Below are 18,460 nucleotides of genomic sequence, written 5' to 3'. Positions count from 1 at the left end.
ATTCTCGCAGGTCAGCGGTGTGAGGGCGACGACTTCAAGAAGATCTCCTCGTGGGCCGCCATCCTCTTCGCCCCCACCCTCGTCGGCACGATCTACGGCATGAACTTCGAGACCATGCCGGAACTCCACTGGGCCGGCGGCTACCCCTTCGCCATCCTCCTGATGGCCGTCGTCTGCACCAGCCTCTACGTCATCTTCAAGAAGCGCGACTGGCTCTAGGTGTGCCGTTCCGGCACGTCCGCGGCGCGGGAGGGTGCGGGCGGACTCGCCGGGCCGTCGTGGCGGGCGAGCTTCTGCCGGCTCAGGTGAGGGCCCTCCGGGAGGGGCCGGAGCGGCCGTCGAGCAGCTGGGTGGTGGCCAGTTCGCGGTAGAGCGCGTCCGTTTCGAGGAGTGCCGTGTGGGTGCCCACTGCCCGTACGCGGCCGGCCTCCATCACGACGATGCGGTCGGCGGTGGTGACGGTGGACAGGCGGTGGGCGACGACGAGGACGGTGATGCGGCCCGCGATGTCGGTGATCGTGTCGCGCAGCGCGGCTTCGTTGGCCGCGTCGAGCTGCGAGGTGGCCTCGTCCAGCAGGAGCAGTCTCGGCCCGCGCAGCAAGGCCCGGGCGATCGCGACGCGTTGGCGTTCGCCGCCCGAGAGCCTGCTGCCGCGGTGGCCGACCTCGGTGTCGAGGCCACGGGGCAGCCGGTCCGTCAGGGTGTCGAGGCGGACGAGGCGCAGGGCGTGGCGGAGTTCCTCCTCAGTGGCGTCGGCCGCGCCCAGCGTCAGGTTGTCGCGCAGGGTGCCGGCGAGGACGGGCGTGTCCTGTTCCACGTATCCGATGGCCGCGCGGAGTTCGGCCAGCGGCCACTGCCGCAGGTCCCTGCCGTCCAGCAGCACCTGGCCGGCGTCGGGGTCGTAGAAGCGCTCGATGAGGGAGAAGACCGTGGTCTTGCCCGTGCCGGACGGCCCGACGAACGCGGTCAGGCCTCCGCCGGGAATGCTGAAGGAGACACGGTGGTGGACCCGGGGCAGCCCGGGCCGGTAGGCGAAGGAGACATCGCGGAAGGCCACGCCGGCGGGCAGCGGATCGGCCCCCGCCCGGCCGGCACCGCCGTCCCTGCCCTGGTGCGTGCCCCCGGCCTCCGCGCCATCGGCCTCCTGGCCCTCGACTTCCAGGCTCTCGACCTCCCGGATCCGGGCGGCGGCGGCCGTGCCGATCTGGAACTGGACGACGCCCTCCACCAGTTGGCCGATCCGGGGTGCGAGGGCGAAGAGGTAGAGCAGGAACGCGACCAGGGTGGAGACGCCGATGGCGCCCGAGGTGACGCGTGCGCCCCCCACTCCCAGCACGACCAGGAAGCAGACCTGGACGACCACCGCCGACAGGGTCGCGGAGACCGCTTCCCAGGCGGCAGCGCGCACTCCGGTGCGCCGGGCGTGCTCGGCGGCGGCGTGCAGCGCTCGGGCCTCCTGTCGTTCGGCGCCCGAGGCCTTGATCGTGCGGAAGGCGCCCAGGGCTCGTTCCAGCGCGGCACCCATGCGGCCGACGGCCTCCTGCGTGTGCCGGGTCGCCCGGCCGATCCGCGGGGCGACGGCGGCGACGGCGATGCCGACGAACGCGATCACGGCGAGCGTGACGCCGAGCAGCACGGCGTCGAGAAGGCCCATCATGACCACCGTCGCGAGGGTGATCAGGGAACCGGTGACCGCGGCCGACACGGCCTGGGGCGCGCTCTGCCGGAGCAGCGCCGTGTCGGAGGTGACACGGGAGATCAGGTCCCCCGGTTCGGTGCGCTCCACCACCGGAACGCGCAGGGCCAGGATGCGGTCGATCAGCCGGCGCCGGGCGGTGCAGACGACGGACTCCGCGGACCGGTCCAGCACGTAGTGCCCGAGGCCGGCGAGGATCCCGCCCGCCGCCACCAGCACGCTGAGGACGATCACCGGGCCGTACGCCGGGGCGCCTCGGCCCATGTCGTCCATCACCTGTTTGGCCGCCAGGGGCTGGGCGAGGCCCATCGCGCTGCCGAGCAGGCCGAGCAGGACACCTGCCGTCATGCGGCCGCGCTGCGGTCGGAGGTGCCCGATGAGGGCGAGTGACGTGGTGGGCACGGGCTCACTCCACCGCGAAGAAGCGCTGGAAGTACCCGGGGGGCGTGCCCTCGCCGACGGGTTCGCCCTCGGCCTCCACCCAGGCGTGCGCCGCGAACGGCGGGCGGGTGCGCACTCCCACGCACCAGGTGGGCCACTGGCCGCGGCAGCGGCACAGGAGCACGGTGGCCAGGGACCGCGGCAGGCAGCCCTTGTGCCCGCCCGCGGCCAGGCTCACGGCGAGCACCGTCTCCCGGGCCGCCGCCGCCTCGGCCCGTGTGGCGGGCCGTGCTCCGTGGCGGAGCCGGGCCAGCACGGCCCGGATCAGCCGGGGCGGCAGGGCGGCCAGCACGTGGGCGCAGCCGATCACGAGGCGTGCTCCGAGGCGGCGGGCCAGGGGGACGGACCGGGGGCGGTAGGGAACGGCTTCCGGGCTCGACATCTGCACATCCCTTCTCCGGGCGGTCGGCCGCCGGGTGCGGTTACGGGGTGATGAGCCCCGCGGAGCGGAGGTCTTCGACGATGCTCCCGACGTCGCGGGCGGCCACCTCGGCGTCCACGTCCTCGTACCGTTCGACGAGGGCAGCCGCCGCCCGCTCGACGCCGTGCCCGTCCAGGAGCTCGCGGAGCACGACGGCCGCCGCGGGGTTGAGGGTCCAGTACTCGGCGCTCTTCTCGTCGAGCAGGGCCATGCCGTACTCGGTCTCGGTCAGCAGCACTCCGGACTTGAGCGTCCACATCGGCTCACCTTTCGCGTTCCGTAGGGGGGCGCGTCCAGGAGGGTGTCGTCTCCCGCGAGCGCAGCCAGACCTCGCACGCCACGGTCGGGTGCAGGAGGTAGCTCTCCGTCTCGGCCGACAGGGCACGGCGGCACCACTCGCGCAGGGCCCCGACGTCGACGAGGCCCAGCCGGGCGAGGCGCGACTCCTCGCACAGCGCCAGCAGTCGGGCGCGGTGGCGGCGCAGCCCCACCTCCTCCTCGAAGGTGGCGTTGGCCTTGGTGCCGCGGGTGCGGCTGGCCTCGGGGACGATGCCGCGCATGGCTTCGACGATCAGCGGCTTGTACCGCCAGGGAGTGATCCGCTCCTGGGGCCGGATGGCGAGGGCCGCCTCGATCACCCGGTCGTCGTAGTAGGGGGCCGCCACCGTGACGCCCAGCGGGGCGGCCATCTGGCCGATGTGCCGGGTCCATTGGGAGATGCCGTCCATGGCGGCCATTTCGCGGTGCTCTCCGTGGCCGCGGCCGCGGGGCTCTGCCCCGGGGAGGTGGGCGCGGAGCAGCTCGCGGGCCGCCTCCACGGCCGCGGGCGTGGCCCAGGCCGGCATGCGGGGCGGCGCCGACCAGTCGAGCAGCGGTTCGTCCGCCGGGGCCGGGGGCGCGTTGAGGTCGCGTGCGACCCTGCCCAGCCAGGCGCGGTAGGAGCGGCGGTCCAACAGCTGGCGGAGCACGCGCCGCCGGGACCACTGGTACTTCGCGGAGTATCCGCGCATGTCCCGCAGCGCGGTGAGCGGATGGGTGCGCATCAGCGCGTGCAGGCGGGCGGGTGCCCCCGCGAGGAGTTCGTCGCCCCCCAGGCCGGTCAGGTGCAGGCTCGACCCGCGGGCAGCTGCCAGGGCGATGATGTGCATGCGGCGGTTGCGGTCGACCGTGAGGATGCTGGGGGTGTCCAGAAGGTCGTCGAGGGTGTCGATCCCGTCGAACGTCATGGCCAGGTCGGGCGCCGGAACGACGTGGTGCTCGATCGTCCCCAGTGCCCGGGTGGTCCGGCGAGCCCAGTACACGTCGTCGCCGAGTTCGTCGTGGATGGCTGCGGTGTACGCCGCGACCTTCGCGTCCCCGCGGGCGGCGGCGCAGCACACGGCGGTGGAGTCGAGCCCGCCCAGGTCGGCTGTCACCAGTTCGCGCCCGCGCGTCCGCGCGGCGACGGCGGTGGTCAGCGCCTCCCGGAAGCGCACGGCACCTTCGGCCAGGGGCAGGTGGGGATCGGGCGGTGACCACCAGCGGGTCCCCGCGGCCCGTCCGTCGGAGTCGAGCGTCAGGTAGTGGCCGCCGGGCTGGGCGTGCACGCCCTTCCACATCGGGGCGCCCGCCAGCGGGTGCGGCACGCCCAAGGTGAGCAGTTCGAGGGCGAGCCTGCGCTCGTCGAGTTCGGCGCCGACCAGTTCGGCAAGCACGTCGGCCCGGTCGGCGGCGAGGCTGACGCCGCCGGACGCCGGGAGGGTGGCATCGGTGAAGAAGACCCGCCTCATGCCGACGACGCCGCCCTGGACCCGGACCCGCCCGCCGCTGCTGGCCACGAGGTGGAGGCTGCCGGACCAGGTGGCGCTGAGACGGTCGAGTGCGGACAGGGACGTGCTCTCGGCCGCTTCGGCGGCGCGTCGGGCGGCTTCGGCGGTGACGGAGTGTTCGCCGAGGACGGCGATACGGGTACCTCCGCACTCGCCCACCGTGAGGCCGGAGGGTGCCCAGCGCCCCACCAGCCAGGGGCGCCCGGACCGGTGCCGCAGGCTCTGGTCGGCGTGGCTGAGCGCTTTGGCGGCGACCGGGGCGGCCGCGTCGGTGTCGGGCAGGACGGTGAACCAGGCGGGCAGGGTCTGGAGTGACAGGGAGTCTTCCACGGCTGCGGCCTTCGGTCGGCGATGTGCGGGAAGCAGGGTGGCCGGGTGGCGGCCGGGTGCCGCCACCCGGTGGCACAGACGCCGGTTCAGCGGCGCGGCCGGGCCCTCACATCAGAGGAGCTGCTTGCCGCCGAGGACGTCCTTGGGCCCCGTGTTCTTGATCCCGGTCAGCTTGCGGAAGCTGCCGGCCTTGGTGAGGGTGGGGCGCCCATACGTCATGGTCGAACTCCTTTTCGCCTCAGGGGTGATGGGGTGCATGCGCACGCAGCGGGCCTCCGGTCCGAGGACCGGTGATCCCGACCGGAAACGCTACGTAGGGTGACCGGATCATCGCAACGGCGCGCCGGGGCCGGGCTGTAGCGCGCCCGCGGCGCGCAGATCACCCCTCGCGCCACCGAATCCGTGTATCCGCCCTCGAATTCGCGGGAGTCCGGCCCCATGCGCCACCCCCGCAACAGCGACGCCGTTAAAGCATCTTTTCGGTCCGGCGGGCCGGGGCCGGCACCCCCACCGACCGGGACGCGGCAGCGCGGCAACGCATCAGGTCCGGCGGGGCCGGAGGTTCGCCGTCACCGACTTGAGGACGGCCGCCGGGCTGAGGAAGCCGAGGGGGGTGATCAGGCGGGAGGCGAAGAGGTGCATGTGGCGGGCCAGGGAGGGGTCGCGGGTCGCCGCCGAGAACATCAGGCGTTCCACCGGGTTGAACGGACGGGACCTGGCGAAGTCGGCGGCCAGGGACTGGTGGCCGCGCAGCCGGCGGCGGTGGGTACGGGCGTACGCGGCGAGGGAGCGGTCCAGGTCGCCGCGGCCGGTCGCGGCCTGGGCGACGGCCTCCGCCAGCCACTGGGCGGACTGGAGGGCCCAGCCGCACCCGACTCCCCACAGGGGGTCGCAGGTCAAAGCGGCGTCGCCGATGAGCGCGAGGCCCGGTGCGGTCGGCTTGCGGGTGTGCAGCGGGTAGTCGACGGTGCCGATGAACTTCGAGACCCGCCGGGCGGAGTCGACCGGCGGGGCCTCGGGCAGGGCGCGAACGAAGGCGTTGAAGCTGCCCTCCAGATCGTCCCTGAAGGCCGGCAGCCGCTTCTTGTCCGGCACCACCGCGAGGACCGTCACGCCGTCGTCGTTGGGGAAGGCGTACGCCATGTCGGGTTCGAGGAACCAGGCCTGTCCGATCCCGCCGGGCAGCGGCAGGTCGCGGTAGTGCGCGAGGTACGCGAACCGCGCGTTCTCGTGCTGCCGGGTGGGCACCCCCGCGAGCCTGGCCACGGCCGAGTCCTTGCCGTCGGCGCCGACCACCAGGCGGGCCCGCAGCTCTCGCTCGTCCTGCCGGGTCGAGGCGCGCACGCCCACGGTGCGGCCTGCCTTCCGGACCACCCCGGTCACCCGGTGGCCGAGGAGCAGGTCGACACCGGGGGTCTCGGCGGCCCGGGACCTGATCAGCGGGTCGAGGGTGCTGCGCCGTACGTTGTACGCGTACGGCAGCTCCGGGCCGCCCGGCGCGGCCTTCGGCTCGATCCATCCCCAACGGGTGTACCAGCGTGCCTCGTTGCGGACGGCGCCCGCCTTCTCCAGGTCGGGCACGAGGCCCAGCTCGTCCAGCACCGGGTGCGCGTTGGCCGTGAGGGAGTGGGTGCAGAGCACCTTGAACGCTCCCGGGTCCGACCGGCGTTCCAGCAGCGCGACGCGGGCCCCCCGCCTGGCGAGCAGGATCGCCGCGGCACTGCCGGCGAGGCCGGCCCCGCTGATCACGACGTCGTACTCGTACACCGTGCTCTCGGGCAGCGTCATGCGCCGATCGTCCCTTCGTCATGGGCGTGCGATGGGTGGCAGGCGTGGGGCAGGGCCATGACTTTACGGAACGTATGCCAATTTGGTGGCACGGGACCATAGTTGATGGCCAGTCAGTCGGTACGGGGGTGTCCGGCGAGGGCGGCCAGGCGGGCCAGGGACGTGCGGCGCTGGAGGAGGGAGAGGCCCGTGACGACGACGCCGAGGGCGAGCCAGCCCGCCGGGCCCGTGGGCATGACCGCCGCGGTGAGGAGGAGGGGGCCGGCGGCCTTCTGGGTGGCCGAGGAGATGCCCGCCACGCCGAGGTACGAGGCCTTCCCCTCGCTCGGGGCGAGGGACACGGCCAGCTCCCAGGACGACACCGAGCGCACCAGCTCAGCGGCGGTGACCAGGACCGCGGCGGCCAGCAGGGTCGCGGAGGCCGCCCAGGGGCCGCGGGCCGGGGTGAGGGCGACGAGGACGCAGGCGCCGAGCAGGAACAGCCCGTACCAGGCGACGGACCTGGCCGCCTGGCGCGGCCGCTCGACCCTCGCCGAAACGGGGAGCTGGAGGACGACGACCAGCACGGTGTTGAGGAAGAGGAAGGCCGGGACCAGGGCGTGGGGGGCGTCGGTGTGGTGCACGAGCCACAGGGGCAGGCCGACGGACAGGATCGCGTCGTCCAGGCAGAGCGGGATGTCCAGCAGCACGAAGCGGAGGTAGCCCCGGTCCCGCCAGGGGTTCGCGGCCGCCGCTGCCGGGGCGGGTCCGGCCGCCGCCGCGGTGCGCGCGGGTCCGGCCGCCGCCGGTTCCGCGGAGGGGCCGGCGGGCACGGCGGCGGCCGGGGGTGCGGCCGGGCGCACCACCGGCTCCGCCGCGTGCATCACCGGCGGTTCCGCCGTGCGCCAGGTCAGGGCGGCCGCCAGCAGGAACGACAGGACGTTGGCCAGGATGAGGAGTTCGTACGCGCCCCTGGAGCCCACGGCGAGTCCCGCGGCGGCGATGCCCGCGCCGACGGCGTAGCCCGCGTTGGCCGCGCTGCGCGACAGGGCCTGGTAGGTGGCGCGCCGCTCGCCCGCCACCCGGGTGGCGAACAGCATCTCCAGGGTCTTCGCCGCGCGGTCGCCGAGGAAGGTCAGGGCGACGATCAGCAGCAGCGCCTCGAAGCGGGTGACGACCAGCAGCGCGAGGAGGGCGACCAGGCGGAGCAGGTGACAGGCGATCAGGAGTGGTCGTACGGCGCAGTGTTCGGCCAGGTGGCCCGCGATCGGCGAGCCCACGATGCCGGCGACCGCGCCGGCGCCGAGCAGCAGGCCGAGCCGGCCGGCGTCGAGGCCGACGACGAAGGTGAAGAACAGGACCATGGAGGCGGCCCAGACGCCGGTTCCGGTGCGGTCGAGGAGCTGGGCGAACAGCATGATCCGGGCGTCGCGGCCGCCGGGCGGGCGGCGGAGCTGCGCGATCAGGCCGCCGCCGGGGGCTCCTTCGCGTACGGACCCCTGGCGGCCCGGGCCGTCGGCCTCCACCCCATCGGCCGCCGCCCCATCGGCCGCCGCCCCGCCTGCCTCCGGCCCGTCCCCCGGCACGCCGTCCGGCCCCCGGCCCGTCCCGTCTCCCGCGCACCCCGCGGGTGCCGTCCCCCGCGCGCCGTTCCGTCCCATGCCGGGCTCCTCCGTGCTCCCCGTAGAGGTATCTCGATATCGAGATACCTGCGCCAGGGTGCCCGCCCATGAATCTCGACGTCAAGATATTTCTGCCGCGCGGCCTCCCTGACTGCCCGTGCGGACCAGGCATAATGCGGCACTGATCGACGCACAGGGGGACGGACGGACCATGAAGCTGGCCGAAGCACTGGCACTGCGGGCCGACGCGGCGCGCCGGGTGGAGCAGCTGCGCTCCCGCGTGGTCGGCAACGCGCGCTACCAGGAGGGCGAGACGCCCGTCGAGGACGCCGCGGCTCTCCTCACCGAGGCCGGGGAGACGCTCGACGGCCTGGAGACCCTGATCCGGCGCATCAACCGGACCAACGCGCAGGCCGTCGTCGCCGGCGGCGGCACCCTCACCGACGCGCTCGCGCGCCGCGACGTCCTGCGGCTGCGCCACTCCGTGCTCACCTCGGCGGCCGACGCGGCCGCCGGGCCCGCCGCCGGCCGTCAGATGCGCTCCGAGCTGCGGATGTTCGCCGCACTCCCGGTCAGCGAACTGCGGGCGCAGGCCGACCTGGTGGCCAAGGAGATCCGCGAGGTCGACGTGCTGATCCAGCGCTCCAACTGGGAGGTCGACCTGCTGGACTGACCAGCACCCGGATGTGGAGCAGGTAGTCGTCACGGAGGCGTGCACAAGCCGAGGGCCGGCGGTCAATCCGGTCTCGCGGTGCGCGGAGAGCAGCGCGGGGGTTCGATTCCCCGGGTAACGGTGCAGCTCAGCACTGCGCACAGGTAACGGCGCACGGCGCACGGTTCACCACCATGTGCAGATCCGCGACGACGAGGGCGGGTTCGGGGAACCTCCACACCCCGGTACGGGTGAACGTCGCGCGCCGGGCCGCGTGCCGGGGTGCCCCGCTCGCGGGCGCCGACCAACGTAGGGGGCTCCGGGTACTCGACGAAAGGCGGCCGGCATGGGCAACGATCTGGGCAGTCTGCTGGGCGGACTGCTCGGCGGTGGTTCCGGCAAGGGCGGCGACCTGCTGGGCGCCCTGCTGACCTCGCTGGGCGGGGCCGGTACGCACGGCGCGGGCAGCAACCCGCTGGGCGCGCTCGTCGACACCCTGAAGGAGGGCGGTCTGGGCGCGAAGGCCGACTCCTGGGTGGGCACGGGCGACAACCAGGAGGTCAGCGGACCCGAGGTCGCGCAGGCCCTGCCGTACCAGGCCCTGGACCACGTGGCCGGGCAGGCGGGCGTCACTCCCGAGGAGGCGGCGGACCGGCTGGCCGAGGTGCTGCCGGTGGCGGTGGACCGGCTGACCCCCGACGGCACGGTGCCGGAGGGCTCGCTGGAGGACCTGATCCGGCAGCGGATGTGAGAGGGGGGGGCGGACTCCGCGCCGGAGCCCGCCCCCCCTCGACCAGTCCCCCCGGTCTACCGGTCCCTGGTCGCCGGGACTACCACATCACGGGCAGGCGCTCCGGGAGGCGCTTCATGAAGCCGGTGCGCCAGACGAGCTGCTCGACCGGCACGGCCAGGCGGATCCGCGGCATGGCCTCCAACAGGGCGGTCAGCGCGATCTCCGCGTGCTTCTTGCCGAGGGCGGTGGCCGGGCAGTAGTGCGAGCCGCCGCCGAAGGAGAAGTGGGCGGAGGAGTTCTCGCGGTGGAAGTCGAGCTTGTGCGGCTGCGGGAAGACCTTCGGGTCGAAGTTCGCTCCCTCGGGCAGGACGAGGATCAGCTCGCCCTTGCGCACTTCCTGGCCGCCGAGGACGGCGTCCTCCATGACCAGGCGGGGCAGACCGTCGCCGATGGACAGGTTGATCCGCAGGAGTTCGTCCACCGCCTTCGGCATGAGCTCCGGGTCGGCGGCGAGCTGGTCGAGCTCCTCGGGGTGGGTGAGGAGGGTGACCAGCGCCATAGCGAGGAACCCGGCGGTGGAGATGACACCGGCGCCGAAGAGCGTGACGCCGACGGTCGCGAACATCTCGTCCGAGACGTGCGCGTACTCCTCGGTGCCGCGCAGCTTGGCGAGGTCGCCGATGAGGCCGCCCTCGGTGTCGTTCAGGCGCTCCTTCATGTAGGCGATGTCCCGGTCCCAGTTGAGGCGGGCGGCCGGGATCTCGGTGGCGGAGTTCATGAACGCGATCGGCAGGGACTCGGCCAGGAGCGGGGTGTCCTCCAGCGGGATGCCGAGCAGGTAGCTGTGCATGGCCTCGCTGAAGGGGTCGGTGAACATCGAGCGGACGTCCACCGGGGCGCCGTGCTTGAGCATCCGCTCGACCAGCTCGGCGGCGTGGTCGCGCATCCACTCCTGCAGGCCGGGGGACTTGGGGTTGATGGCCTTCATCACGGCCTTGCGGAGCCCGGCTCCGGTGATGTTGCCCATGTTGTTGACCACCTCCGGCGGGATGGTCAGCGCGTACTGGCGCGGCACACCCGGGTCGGAGGTGTTCTTGAGGCTGAAGTTGTCGTCCTCCAGCACCTGCTTCACCAGCTCGTACGAGGAGACCAGCCAGGCCTCGGCCCCGGCGATGGTACGCACCTTCGTGATCGGCGCGAGCTCGGCGACCTCCGTCGGGAGCTGGGTCCCGTCCCAGGTGAACGGGAAGTCCAGGATCGTCTCGGCGGCGGACATCAGTGGTCTCCTTCAGCGGGGGTGACGATGGCGTGGCCCTGGTTGCGGGAGGCCCGCACACCGGCGCCGCGCGCGTAGAGCAGGTCCGCCATGGGGAGCGCGGCGTGGTAGCAGTTCAGGGAGGACTGCACGCCGAGGATGGCGGGGGTGTCGAGGAAGAGCGGGGCCTCGGCGCACACGTAGTCGATGCAGACCTGGCGCTGCCGTGCGGTCGGGGCCCTGCCGTCGAGGACCTTCGAGGACAGGAAGATGTCGACCAGGGCGTTGCAGGTCTCGCGGAACGCCGGGTCGCTGTCGAGGCGGCCGATCAGCTCCGCGTGCATCCGCCGGTACTCGGGGATGTCGCGCAGCGCCGACATGGGCCGGCCGCGGAGGCGTTCACCGCTCGGGTCGTTGTCGGCGACGGCGGCGGTGACCTTGGCGCGGACGCCGCGGAGGTTCTTCACGGCCTTGCGGCGCGCTTCGTCCTCCGGATAGCCGAGCGCCTCGTACATCTCGGCGACGTGCAAGTCCGTATATATCAGGTCGACTTGCGCGAAGTTGTCGAGTCCCCAGCGCGCGAGGTCCTGAACCCGCTGGTGGGAGAAGTAGGAGTTTCCGGGGCTGATGCCGATCACCGCGTGTTCGCCTTCGTCGGCGATGACCTGGCAGTGCGGGGTGTAGGGCTGAACCTGGAACGCAACTGTCGTTGTCGTCATGGATGTTGCCGCATCCTTGACGCCGCGATTCCCCGTGCGGGCTCCTTGCCCAGGGTGCGGCGACGTCCGCACAGAACCTACTGACGATCTTCGCCGCGACAACACAAGTAACCGAATGTACACCTGATGTTCACTTTGCGTGGCCGAAACAGGCCCATCGCACAAGGGAGTTCCGGTCGTCCGACCGGGGCCGCCTCGGCGATGCGGCGGCGGGGCCGGCCGGCGCGCCGGGGGGTCTCGGCGCGGGACCGGCCATGACTGAAAATGATTGGACCGTCCCATGGCCCCCACGCGCCGCCGGAACCCCGCACGTCCCGGCGGCATCGCAGGCCCCGACCTCGGGAAGCGGCCGCCGGGTCACGCCGGGCGCAGGCCGCGGAGAGCGGTCTCGACGACGCGGTCGGCGTACTCGGCGGTGAGGGGACCGCCGCGCTGGAGCCAGCGGTTGGTCAGCGGGCCCCAGATCAGGTCGACGGCGACGTCGAGGTCGACGTCTTCGGCGAGCTGCCCCGCCTCCCGGGCGGCCACCAGGCGGCCGCGCTTCATCGCGTGCAGCGGCGCCTGGAGCCGCTCGGCGTACGCGTCGGCCAGCGCCGGATCGTTGATGACCTCGGTGGTGAGCGCGCGCAGCACGCCGTCGAAGGCCGGGTCGGCCAGCTCGGCGGCGGTGGCGCGCAGCACCGCCTTCAGATCGGCCTCCAGGTCCCCGGTGTCCGGCAGCCCGGTCGCCCCCTCCTCGGCCGCTCCGTCGGCCACTCCCCCGCCCGCCCCGGCCTCGGCGCCGCTCAGCATCAGCACCGCGTCGAGCAGTACGGCGCCCTTGGAGGGCCACCAGCGGTAGATGGTCTGCTTGCCGACGCCGGCCCGGGCGGCGATGGCCTCGATGCCGAGCTTCGCGTACCCGACCTCGCCGGCGAGTTCGACGGCGGCGGTGAGGATGGCGCGCCGGGAGGCCTCGCTGCGGCGCGCGGCGCTGGGGGCACCCTTCGCGCCGCCCGGGGCGTTCTTCGCTGGGGTCATGGCGGGACCTTAGCAAAGAGACGAGACGGTCCGTCTTGACAGTGCGCCCGAAGGGGCTCATAGTCATCACATCAAGGCGAGACGGACCGTCTCGTCTCATTCGAGCGAGGAGATCGCATGACCCGCGCCACCGCCCGCCCCGCCGCCCCCCGCGTCTGGTTCGTCACCGGCGCCAGCCGCGGCCTGGGCCGGGCCTTCGCCCAGGCCGCCCTGGCCGCGGGCGACTCCGTCGCCGCACTCGCCCGCACCACCTCCGCACTCGACGAGCTCGCCGCCGCCCACCCGGGCCGGGTACGGGTCCTCACCGCGGACGTCACCGACCGCGCCGCGGTGTTCGCCGCGGTCGCCGACGCCGTCGGCCACTTCGGGCAGCTCGACGTGGTCGTCAACAACGCCGGCACCCTGTCGATGGGCATGACCGAGGAGTTCACCGAGGCCGAGGCCCGCGCCCAGATGGAGGTGAACTTCTTCGGCGCCCTGTGGGTCTGCCAGGCCGTCATGCCGCACCTGCGGGAGCGCAGGGCCGGCCACATCGTCCAGATCTCCAGCATCGGCGGCGTCGCCGCCTTCCCGGCCACCGGGCTGTACAGCGCCAGCAAGTTCGCCCTGGAGGGCATGAGCGAGGCCCTGGCCATGGAGGCGGCCTCGTTCGGCGTCAAGGTGAGCATCGTCCAGCCCGGTGGCTACTGGACCGACCTCTACACCTCGATGCACGCGGCCGCGCCGCTGGACGCGTACGCCCCCCTGCGCGCCGAACTGGAGGCCCAATGGGCGGAGGGGTCCGTCGACAGCGAGCCCCGCCTCGCCGCCGACGCCGTGCTCGCGCTCGTCGGCGCCGAGGAGCCGCCGCTGCGGCTGCTGCTCGGCTCCATGGTGTACGACCTGGCCTTCGACGTCGCCCGGCGGCGGATGGACACCTGGGCCGCCTGGGAGGAGACCAGCCGGGCCGCGGAGCGGGCCGTGCCCGCGCCCGTACCGGCCGAGCAGGTGCCCGTGCCGGCCGCCGGGCCCGCCTCCGGCGACCCCGCGTGACCCGCGCGAGATGCGCGCGAGATGCGCGGGGCGCCGGAACGGGAGCATGCTGTCTGTGTGAACGGACGGGCTCCGGACGGACTGGCCCTGGTGCTCGCCCATGCCGTCGTGGGCGCCATCGAGTCCGTGGGCGGGTACGCCGGCGGCGTGTACCTGCGGTCGGGGACGGCAGAGCTCCTCCGGCTGGCAGTGCTCGCCGGGCTGCCCGGCCCCCTCTTCCGGCCCTGGTGGCGGATGCACATGAACCGCCCGTTCCCCGTCGCGGAGGCCCACCGCTCCGGCATGCCGGTCCACCTCGCCGACCCGGACGAGGCCATGCGCCGCTTCCCGCAGCTGATGGCGGGGCTGCCGTACCCCTTCGGCTCGCTCTTCGAGCCGGTCACCGCCCGCGGCGAGAAGTACGGCGTCCTGATGGTGCTCCGCCCGGCCACCCCCGGCATCCCCGTCAGCCATGCCCACCGGCGCCGCCTGCACCGGGCCGCCGACCGGCTCGGCGCCGCCCTCGCGGCCCTGGCGGACGAGGGAGGGAGCGTGGAGTGGGAGGCCGAGCCCGTCACCGTCCAGCCCCCGGGCAGCCCCGCCCCGCCCGCCCGCGTCGGCCGCTTCGCCTGGGACCCGGCCACCGACGAGGTCACCCCCGACCCCGACCTCCGCGCCGACCTGGCCCGCGGCGCCGGGCGCGGCCGCCGCGGCCGCCCCTCCCCCGGCCGTTTCCCCGGCACCGTCGACGCGCTCACCGAGGGCTGGGCGCCCGAGGACGCGTACGGCCTCCGGGTGGCGGCCCGCCGGCTGGCCGAGTCCCCGGGCGAGGGCTCCCGCCGCATCCGGCTCCGCGGCCCCCGGGGCGGCATGCGGCTGCTGGAGCTCTCCGCCCCCGAGGCGCCCGGCGCCCCCCTGACCGGCGTGCTCCTCGACCTGCACGGCGGCCCCGTCGCCGGCGAGGCCACCGACCGGCTGCCGCAGGCCCTGCTCTGCCTGGACCGGCTCGGCCGGGTCGGCTACGTCAACGACAGCGCCGAGGCCCTGCTCGGCCGCGCCCGCGAGGAACTGACCGGCGAGGTGCTGTGGGAGGCGCTGCCCTGGTTCGCCAACGCCGCGTACGAGGACTTCTTCCGCGCCGTGTTCCTCTCGCACGACCCGGTGCACTTCCTGGCCCGCCGCGGCACCGCCGAATGGGTCTCCGTCTCGCTGCACCCCTCCCCCGGCGGCGTGACCGTCCTGCTGTCCGCCGCCGAGCACCCCGCGTACGCGCCCGGCTCCGTGGTCAGCCCCGGCAGCAGCCTCGGCTCCCCCGCCGACCGGGCCGCGGCGCTGTACCGGCCGGTGGCCCTGGCCATCGCGCTCACCGAGGCCATCACCGCCCGCCAGGTCTCGGCCGTGGTCACCGAGGAGCTGCTGCCCGCCTTCGGCGGCCGCCAGCTGGCCATCTACCTCCTCAACGAACGGCACCTGTACCTCGCCTGGGAGACCGGCTTCCCGCAGGGCTTCCTCGACCGCTTCGACGGGGTCGCGCTCGACACCCGCCTGCCGGGCGTGGAGACGCTCACCACCGGCCGCCCGCTGTTCTTCGAGTCGATGGAGCACCTCGCCGCCGCCTACCCGGGCATCCCGCTGGACTCGCACGTCGGCGCCCGCGCCTTCCTGCCGCTGATCGCCTCCGGCCGCCCGGTCGGCTCCTGCATCCTCGGCTTCGACAAGCCGCGCGGCTTCAGCCCCGAGGAGCGGACCGTGCTCACCGCCCTCGCCGGGCTGATCGCCCAGGCCCTCCAGCGCGCCCAGCGGTACGACACCGAGTCGGCCGTCGCCCGCGGGCTCCAGGACGCGCTGCTGCCGCACCGGCTTCCCGTTCGGCCCAACGTCGACACCGTGGGCCGCTACCTGGCCGGCACCCAGGGGATGGACGTCGGCGGCGACTGGTACGACGTCATCGAGACCGACCACGGCCTGCTGGCCCTGGTCATCGGAGACGTCCAGGGCCACGGCGTCAACGCGGCCGCCACCATGGGCCAGCTGCGCAGTGCCGTACGCGCCTTCTCCCTCAGCGGGCACGACCCGCGCGAGGTGATGACCGGTACCAACCGACTGCTGATCGACCTCGACCCGGGCCAGTTCGCCAGCTGCCTCTACGTGGTCCTCGACCCCTCCGACGGGCGCGCCCAGGCGGTCCGGGCCGGCCACCCCCAGCCGCTGGTCCGCCACCCCGACGGCATCACCGAGGAACTCGACCTGGCGGGCGGGGTGGTGCTCGGCATCGACGTGGCGGCCGAGTACCCGATGACCGAGCTGCGCCTCGAACCCGGCGCCGTCCTGGCCCTGTTCACCGACGGCCTGGTCGAACAGCCCGGCACCGACATCGACCTCGGCATCGAACGCCTGCGCCGCGCGCTCGCCGAGGCCGGGCAGGACTCCCTCGCCGCCACCGCGGACCGGCTCATCGGCGAGGCCGGCCAGGTCGACGACCGGCCCGACGACATCGCCCTGCTGCTCGCCGCCCGCCGGGAGGACGCCGGGACCGGGGGAGGTGACCGCAGTGGACGACCCTGACCGCGGCCCGGCCCGGTACGGGCGCGACGAGGACCCGCGCGGCCCGCTGGACGTCTCCCGCGCCGCCACCGCCGTGATCGACGCCGGCGGCACCGTCCTGGGCTGGAGCGCGGCGGCCGAGGAGCTGCTCGGCTACTCCCCCGCCGAGGTGCTCGGCCGGCCCGTGGCGCGGTACGTCGCCCAGGAGGCCGGCGCCCCCGTGCCCCTGGACGCCCTCCCCGGCCGCGCCCGGCGGACCGCCGTACTGCGGCACCGCGACGGCCACACCGTCCGGGTCAGCCTCGCCGTGCTGCCGCTGAACACCGAGGACGCCGCCCCCGCGCGGCTGATGGCAATGGCCGACGCCGACGAGAGCGAGCAGTGGGAGGCGCTCCAGTCGATGCTGCGCGGCCTGGTCACCCAGTCCCCCGTCGGCCTCGCCATCTACGACACCGGCCTGAAGGTGGTCTGGACGAACCAGGCGCTGTGCGAGGAGATGGGCAACTCGCAGTACGTCGGCCAGGGCCCGGACGAGATGGTGGGCGACGGCCGCGTCCTCACCCCGGACAGCCCGCCCACCCTCACCGAGACGCTGCGCGGGGTGCTGGAGTCCGGGCAGCCCGTGATCGACCTGCACTACCGCGGCCGCGCGCCGGTCGACCCGGACCGCGAACGCGTCTGGTCCTGCTCGTACTACCGCCTCCAGGACGCCGCCGGCACCCCCCTCGGCGTCTGCGAGGAGTCGGTGGACATCACCGAGCGGTACCTCGCCCAGCAGCGGCTCGACCTGCTGGTCCGGGCCGGGGGCAGCGTCGGCCTCAGCCTCGACATGGCCCGCACCGCACGGGAGCTCGCGGCCGTGGCCGTGCCGAGCTTCGCGGACGACCTGGTGGTGGACCTGCTGGCCGAGGTGCTGGAGGGCGACCGGCCCACCCCCGGCGCCACGCTCCACGGGCCGCTGGTCCGGGTGGGCGCGGGCGAGGAACCGCAGCGGATCGCCCTGCTCCCGGACGGTCCGCAGGCGCGGGCGCTGGCCACCGGCCTGCCGGTGCGCGAGGACGGCGTGGCGGACGGCGAGAACGGCGCCGCCGGGGGCGGGCGGGCGCGGCTGGCGGTGCCGCTGCGCGCCGAGGCGAGCGTGCTCGGGGTGGTCACCTTCACGTGGGAGCACCGCGTGAACGCCTTCGACTCCGGAGAACTGGCCGTCGCCGAGGAGCTGGTGGCGCGGGTCGCGATGTGCGTCGACAACGCCCGCCGCTACACCCGCGAGCACACCGCCGCCCTGATGCTCCAGCGCAGTCTGCTGCCGCGGATCCTGCCCCGGCTGACGGCGGTGGAGCTGGCCTACCGCTACCTGCCGGCGGACAGCAAGGCCGGGGTGGGCGGCGACTGGTTCGACGTGATCGCCCTGTCCGGCACCCGGGTCGGGCTGGTGGTCGGCGACGTGGTGGGGCACGGGCTGCGGGCCGCCGCGACCATGGGCCGGCTGCGGACCAGCGTACGGGCGCTGGCGCGGCTGGACCTGGCCCCCGACGAGCTGCTCTCCCGGCTGGACGACCTGGTGGCGCAGGCCGCCAACGAGCGGGCCGCGGTGCTGGTCGACGGCGAGTCCGTGCCCGACGACGAGGCCCTGGGCGTCACCTGCCTGTACGCGGTGTACGACCCGGTGGCCGGGACCTGCTCGATGGCCCGGGCCGGGCACCCGCTGCCGGCCGTGGTGGACCCGGCGACCGGTGCCGTCAGGTTCCCCGACCTGCCGGCCGGGCCGCCGCTCGGCCTGGGCGGGCTGCCCTTCGAGTCGGCCGAACTCCAGTTGCCCCGGGGCTCGTTGCTGGCGCTCTTCACCGACGGCCTGGTGCGGGGGCGGGACCGGGACGTGGACGTGCAGCTGGACGCGCTGCGCCGGGTGCTGGCCCACCACGGCCGGCCGCTGGACGAGCTGTGCGACGAGACGGTGGCCACGCTGCTGCCCCGCCCGGTGGACGACGACGCGGCGCTGCTGCTGGTCCGTACGCACACCCTCGGCTCGCACCAGGTGGCCGTGTGGGAGCTGGAGCCGGATCCGCGCTCGGTGGGCCGGGCCCGTGCGCTGGCCGTCCGGCAGATCTCCGAATGGGGCCTGGACGAGCTCGCGTTCACCACCGAGCTGGTGGTGAGCGAGCTCGTCACGAACGCGGTGCGGTACGCCGCGTCGGGCCCGGTGCAGCTGCGGCTGATCCGGGACCAGACGCTGATCTGCGAGGTGTCCGACACCGGCCACACCTCGCCGCACCTGCGGCGCGCGTCGGGTGACGACGAGGGCGGCCGGGGCCTGTTCCTGATCGCCCAGATGACCCAGCAGTGGGGCACCCGGTACACCTCCTCGGGCAAGACCATCTGGGCGGAACAGGCGCTGCCGTTCGTCAAGACGCCCTCGCTGCGGAGGTCCTGGCCGGGGTAGG

14 protein-coding genes and 2 pseudogenes are annotated in these 18,460 nt (G+C 74.1%); 6 read left to right on the top strand and 10 right to left on the bottom strand.

The annotated features are described in order from the left end of the window. Nucleotides 1-33: 33 nt before the first annotated feature. A pseudogene (locus ACIF6F_RS03710) lies at nucleotides 34-219 on the top strand (CorA family divalent cation transporter); the annotation flags it as partial. A gap of 82 nt (nucleotides 220-301) precedes the next feature. Here the strand turns inward: ACIF6F_RS03710 and ACIF6F_RS03705 are convergent. The 7 genes from ACIF6F_RS03705 to ACIF6F_RS03675 all read right to left on the bottom strand — a co-directional run bounded on the left by ACIF6F_RS03705 (nucleotide 302) and on the right by ACIF6F_RS03675 (nucleotide 8,124). After that, entirely contained in the window at nucleotides 302-2,098 is a 1,797-nt protein-coding gene (locus tag ACIF6F_RS03705; RefSeq protein ID WP_399940759.1) for an ABC transporter ATP-binding protein, read from the bottom strand. A 4-nt stretch (nucleotides 2,099-2,102) separates the two neighbouring features. After that, a complete protein-coding gene (locus tag ACIF6F_RS03700; protein ID WP_399940756.1) occupies nucleotides 2,103-2,519 on the bottom strand; it encodes a lasso peptide biosynthesis B2 protein in 417 nt (138 codons plus the stop codon). Nucleotides 2,520-2,559: 40 nt separating this feature from the next. Beyond that, entirely contained in the window at nucleotides 2,560-2,817 is a 258-nt protein-coding gene (locus ACIF6F_RS03695; RefSeq protein WP_399940754.1) for a lasso peptide biosynthesis PqqD family chaperone, read from the bottom strand. 4 nt (nucleotides 2,818-2,821) lie between these two features. Next, nucleotides 2,822-4,696, bottom strand: a complete 1,875-nt coding sequence (locus ACIF6F_RS03690; RefSeq protein ID WP_399940751.1) for a lasso peptide isopeptide bond-forming cyclase — start codon at nucleotides 4,694-4,696, stop codon at nucleotides 2,822-2,824. A 111-nt stretch (nucleotides 4,697-4,807) separates the two neighbouring features. Beyond that, nucleotides 4,808-4,915, bottom strand: a complete 108-nt coding sequence (locus ACIF6F_RS03685) for a keywimysin-related RiPP (protein WP_399940748.1) — start codon at nucleotides 4,913-4,915, stop codon at nucleotides 4,808-4,810. Nucleotides 4,916-5,236: 321 nt separating this feature from the next. Continuing rightward, nucleotides 5,237-6,484 carry an NAD(P)/FAD-dependent oxidoreductase gene (locus ACIF6F_RS03680; protein WP_399940745.1) on the bottom strand — a complete coding sequence of 416 codons (1,248 nt, stop codon included), beginning with the start codon at nucleotides 6,482-6,484 and terminating at the stop codon, nucleotides 5,237-5,239. Nucleotides 6,485-6,597: 113 nt separating this feature from the next. Beyond that, complete coding sequence (locus ACIF6F_RS03675; protein ID WP_399940742.1) at nucleotides 6,598-8,124, bottom strand: MFS transporter; 1,527 nt, start codon at nucleotides 8,122-8,124, stop codon at nucleotides 6,598-6,600. 172 nt (nucleotides 8,125-8,296) lie between these two features. Here ACIF6F_RS03675 and ACIF6F_RS03670 point away from each other — a divergent pair, with 172 nt between their 5' ends. Then, the gene (locus ACIF6F_RS03670; protein WP_399940739.1) at nucleotides 8,297-8,758 is read left to right on the top strand and encodes a DIP1984 family protein; all 462 of its coding nucleotides are present in this window, start codon (nucleotides 8,297-8,299) and stop codon (nucleotides 8,756-8,758) included. 322 nt (nucleotides 8,759-9,080) lie between these two features. Then, nucleotides 9,081-9,488: pseudogene (locus tag ACIF6F_RS03665) on the top strand (YidB family protein); the annotation flags it as partial. Nucleotides 9,489-9,567: 79 nt separating this feature from the next. Here the strand turns inward: ACIF6F_RS03665 and ACIF6F_RS03660 are convergent. From ACIF6F_RS03660 to ACIF6F_RS03650, 3 genes are all read right to left on the bottom strand, one after another. Beyond that, nucleotides 9,568-10,746: a cytochrome P450 gene (locus ACIF6F_RS03660; RefSeq protein WP_399940737.1), complete on the bottom strand. Its 1,179-nt coding sequence runs from the start codon at nucleotides 10,744-10,746 to the stop codon at nucleotides 9,568-9,570. Continuing rightward, a complete protein-coding gene (locus ACIF6F_RS03655; RefSeq protein ID WP_399940734.1) occupies nucleotides 10,746-11,444 on the bottom strand; it encodes a tRNA-dependent cyclodipeptide synthase in 699 nt (232 codons plus the stop codon). The genes ACIF6F_RS03660 and ACIF6F_RS03655 overlap by 1 nt, the downstream gene beginning before the upstream one ends. Nucleotides 11,445-11,801: 357 nt before the next feature. Next, nucleotides 11,802-12,464 (bottom strand): TetR/AcrR family transcriptional regulator, encoded by a 663-nt coding sequence (locus tag ACIF6F_RS03650; protein ID WP_399940732.1) that lies wholly within the window; start codon nucleotides 12,462-12,464, stop codon nucleotides 11,802-11,804. A gap of 117 nt (nucleotides 12,465-12,581) precedes the next feature. Between ACIF6F_RS03650 and ACIF6F_RS03645 the strand changes: the two genes are divergently transcribed. The 3 genes from ACIF6F_RS03645 to ACIF6F_RS03635 are packed head-to-tail and all read left to right on the top strand — an operon-like array spanning nucleotide 12,582 to nucleotide 18,459. Continuing rightward, a complete protein-coding gene (locus ACIF6F_RS03645; RefSeq protein WP_399940729.1) occupies nucleotides 12,582-13,496 on the top strand; it encodes an SDR family NAD(P)-dependent oxidoreductase in 915 nt (304 codons plus the stop codon). Nucleotides 13,497-13,517: 21 nt separating this feature from the next. Next, nucleotides 13,518-16,040, top strand: a complete 2,523-nt coding sequence (locus ACIF6F_RS03640) for a SpoIIE family protein phosphatase (RefSeq protein ID WP_399940726.1) — start codon at nucleotides 13,518-13,520, stop codon at nucleotides 16,038-16,040. Beyond that, the gene (locus tag ACIF6F_RS03635; RefSeq protein ID WP_399940723.1) at nucleotides 16,027-18,459 is read left to right on the top strand and encodes a SpoIIE family protein phosphatase; all 2,433 of its coding nucleotides are present in this window, start codon (nucleotides 16,027-16,029) and stop codon (nucleotides 18,457-18,459) included. The genes ACIF6F_RS03640 and ACIF6F_RS03635 overlap by 14 nt, the downstream gene beginning before the upstream one ends. Nucleotide 18,460 lies beyond the last annotated feature (1 nt).

Source organism: Streptomyces sp. NPDC086023 (genome assembly GCF_044540325.1).
Classification (GTDB): domain Bacteria; phylum Actinomycetota; class Actinomycetes; order Streptomycetales; family Streptomycetaceae; genus Streptomyces.
This window is presented reverse-complemented; position numbering and strand designations above follow the sequence as displayed.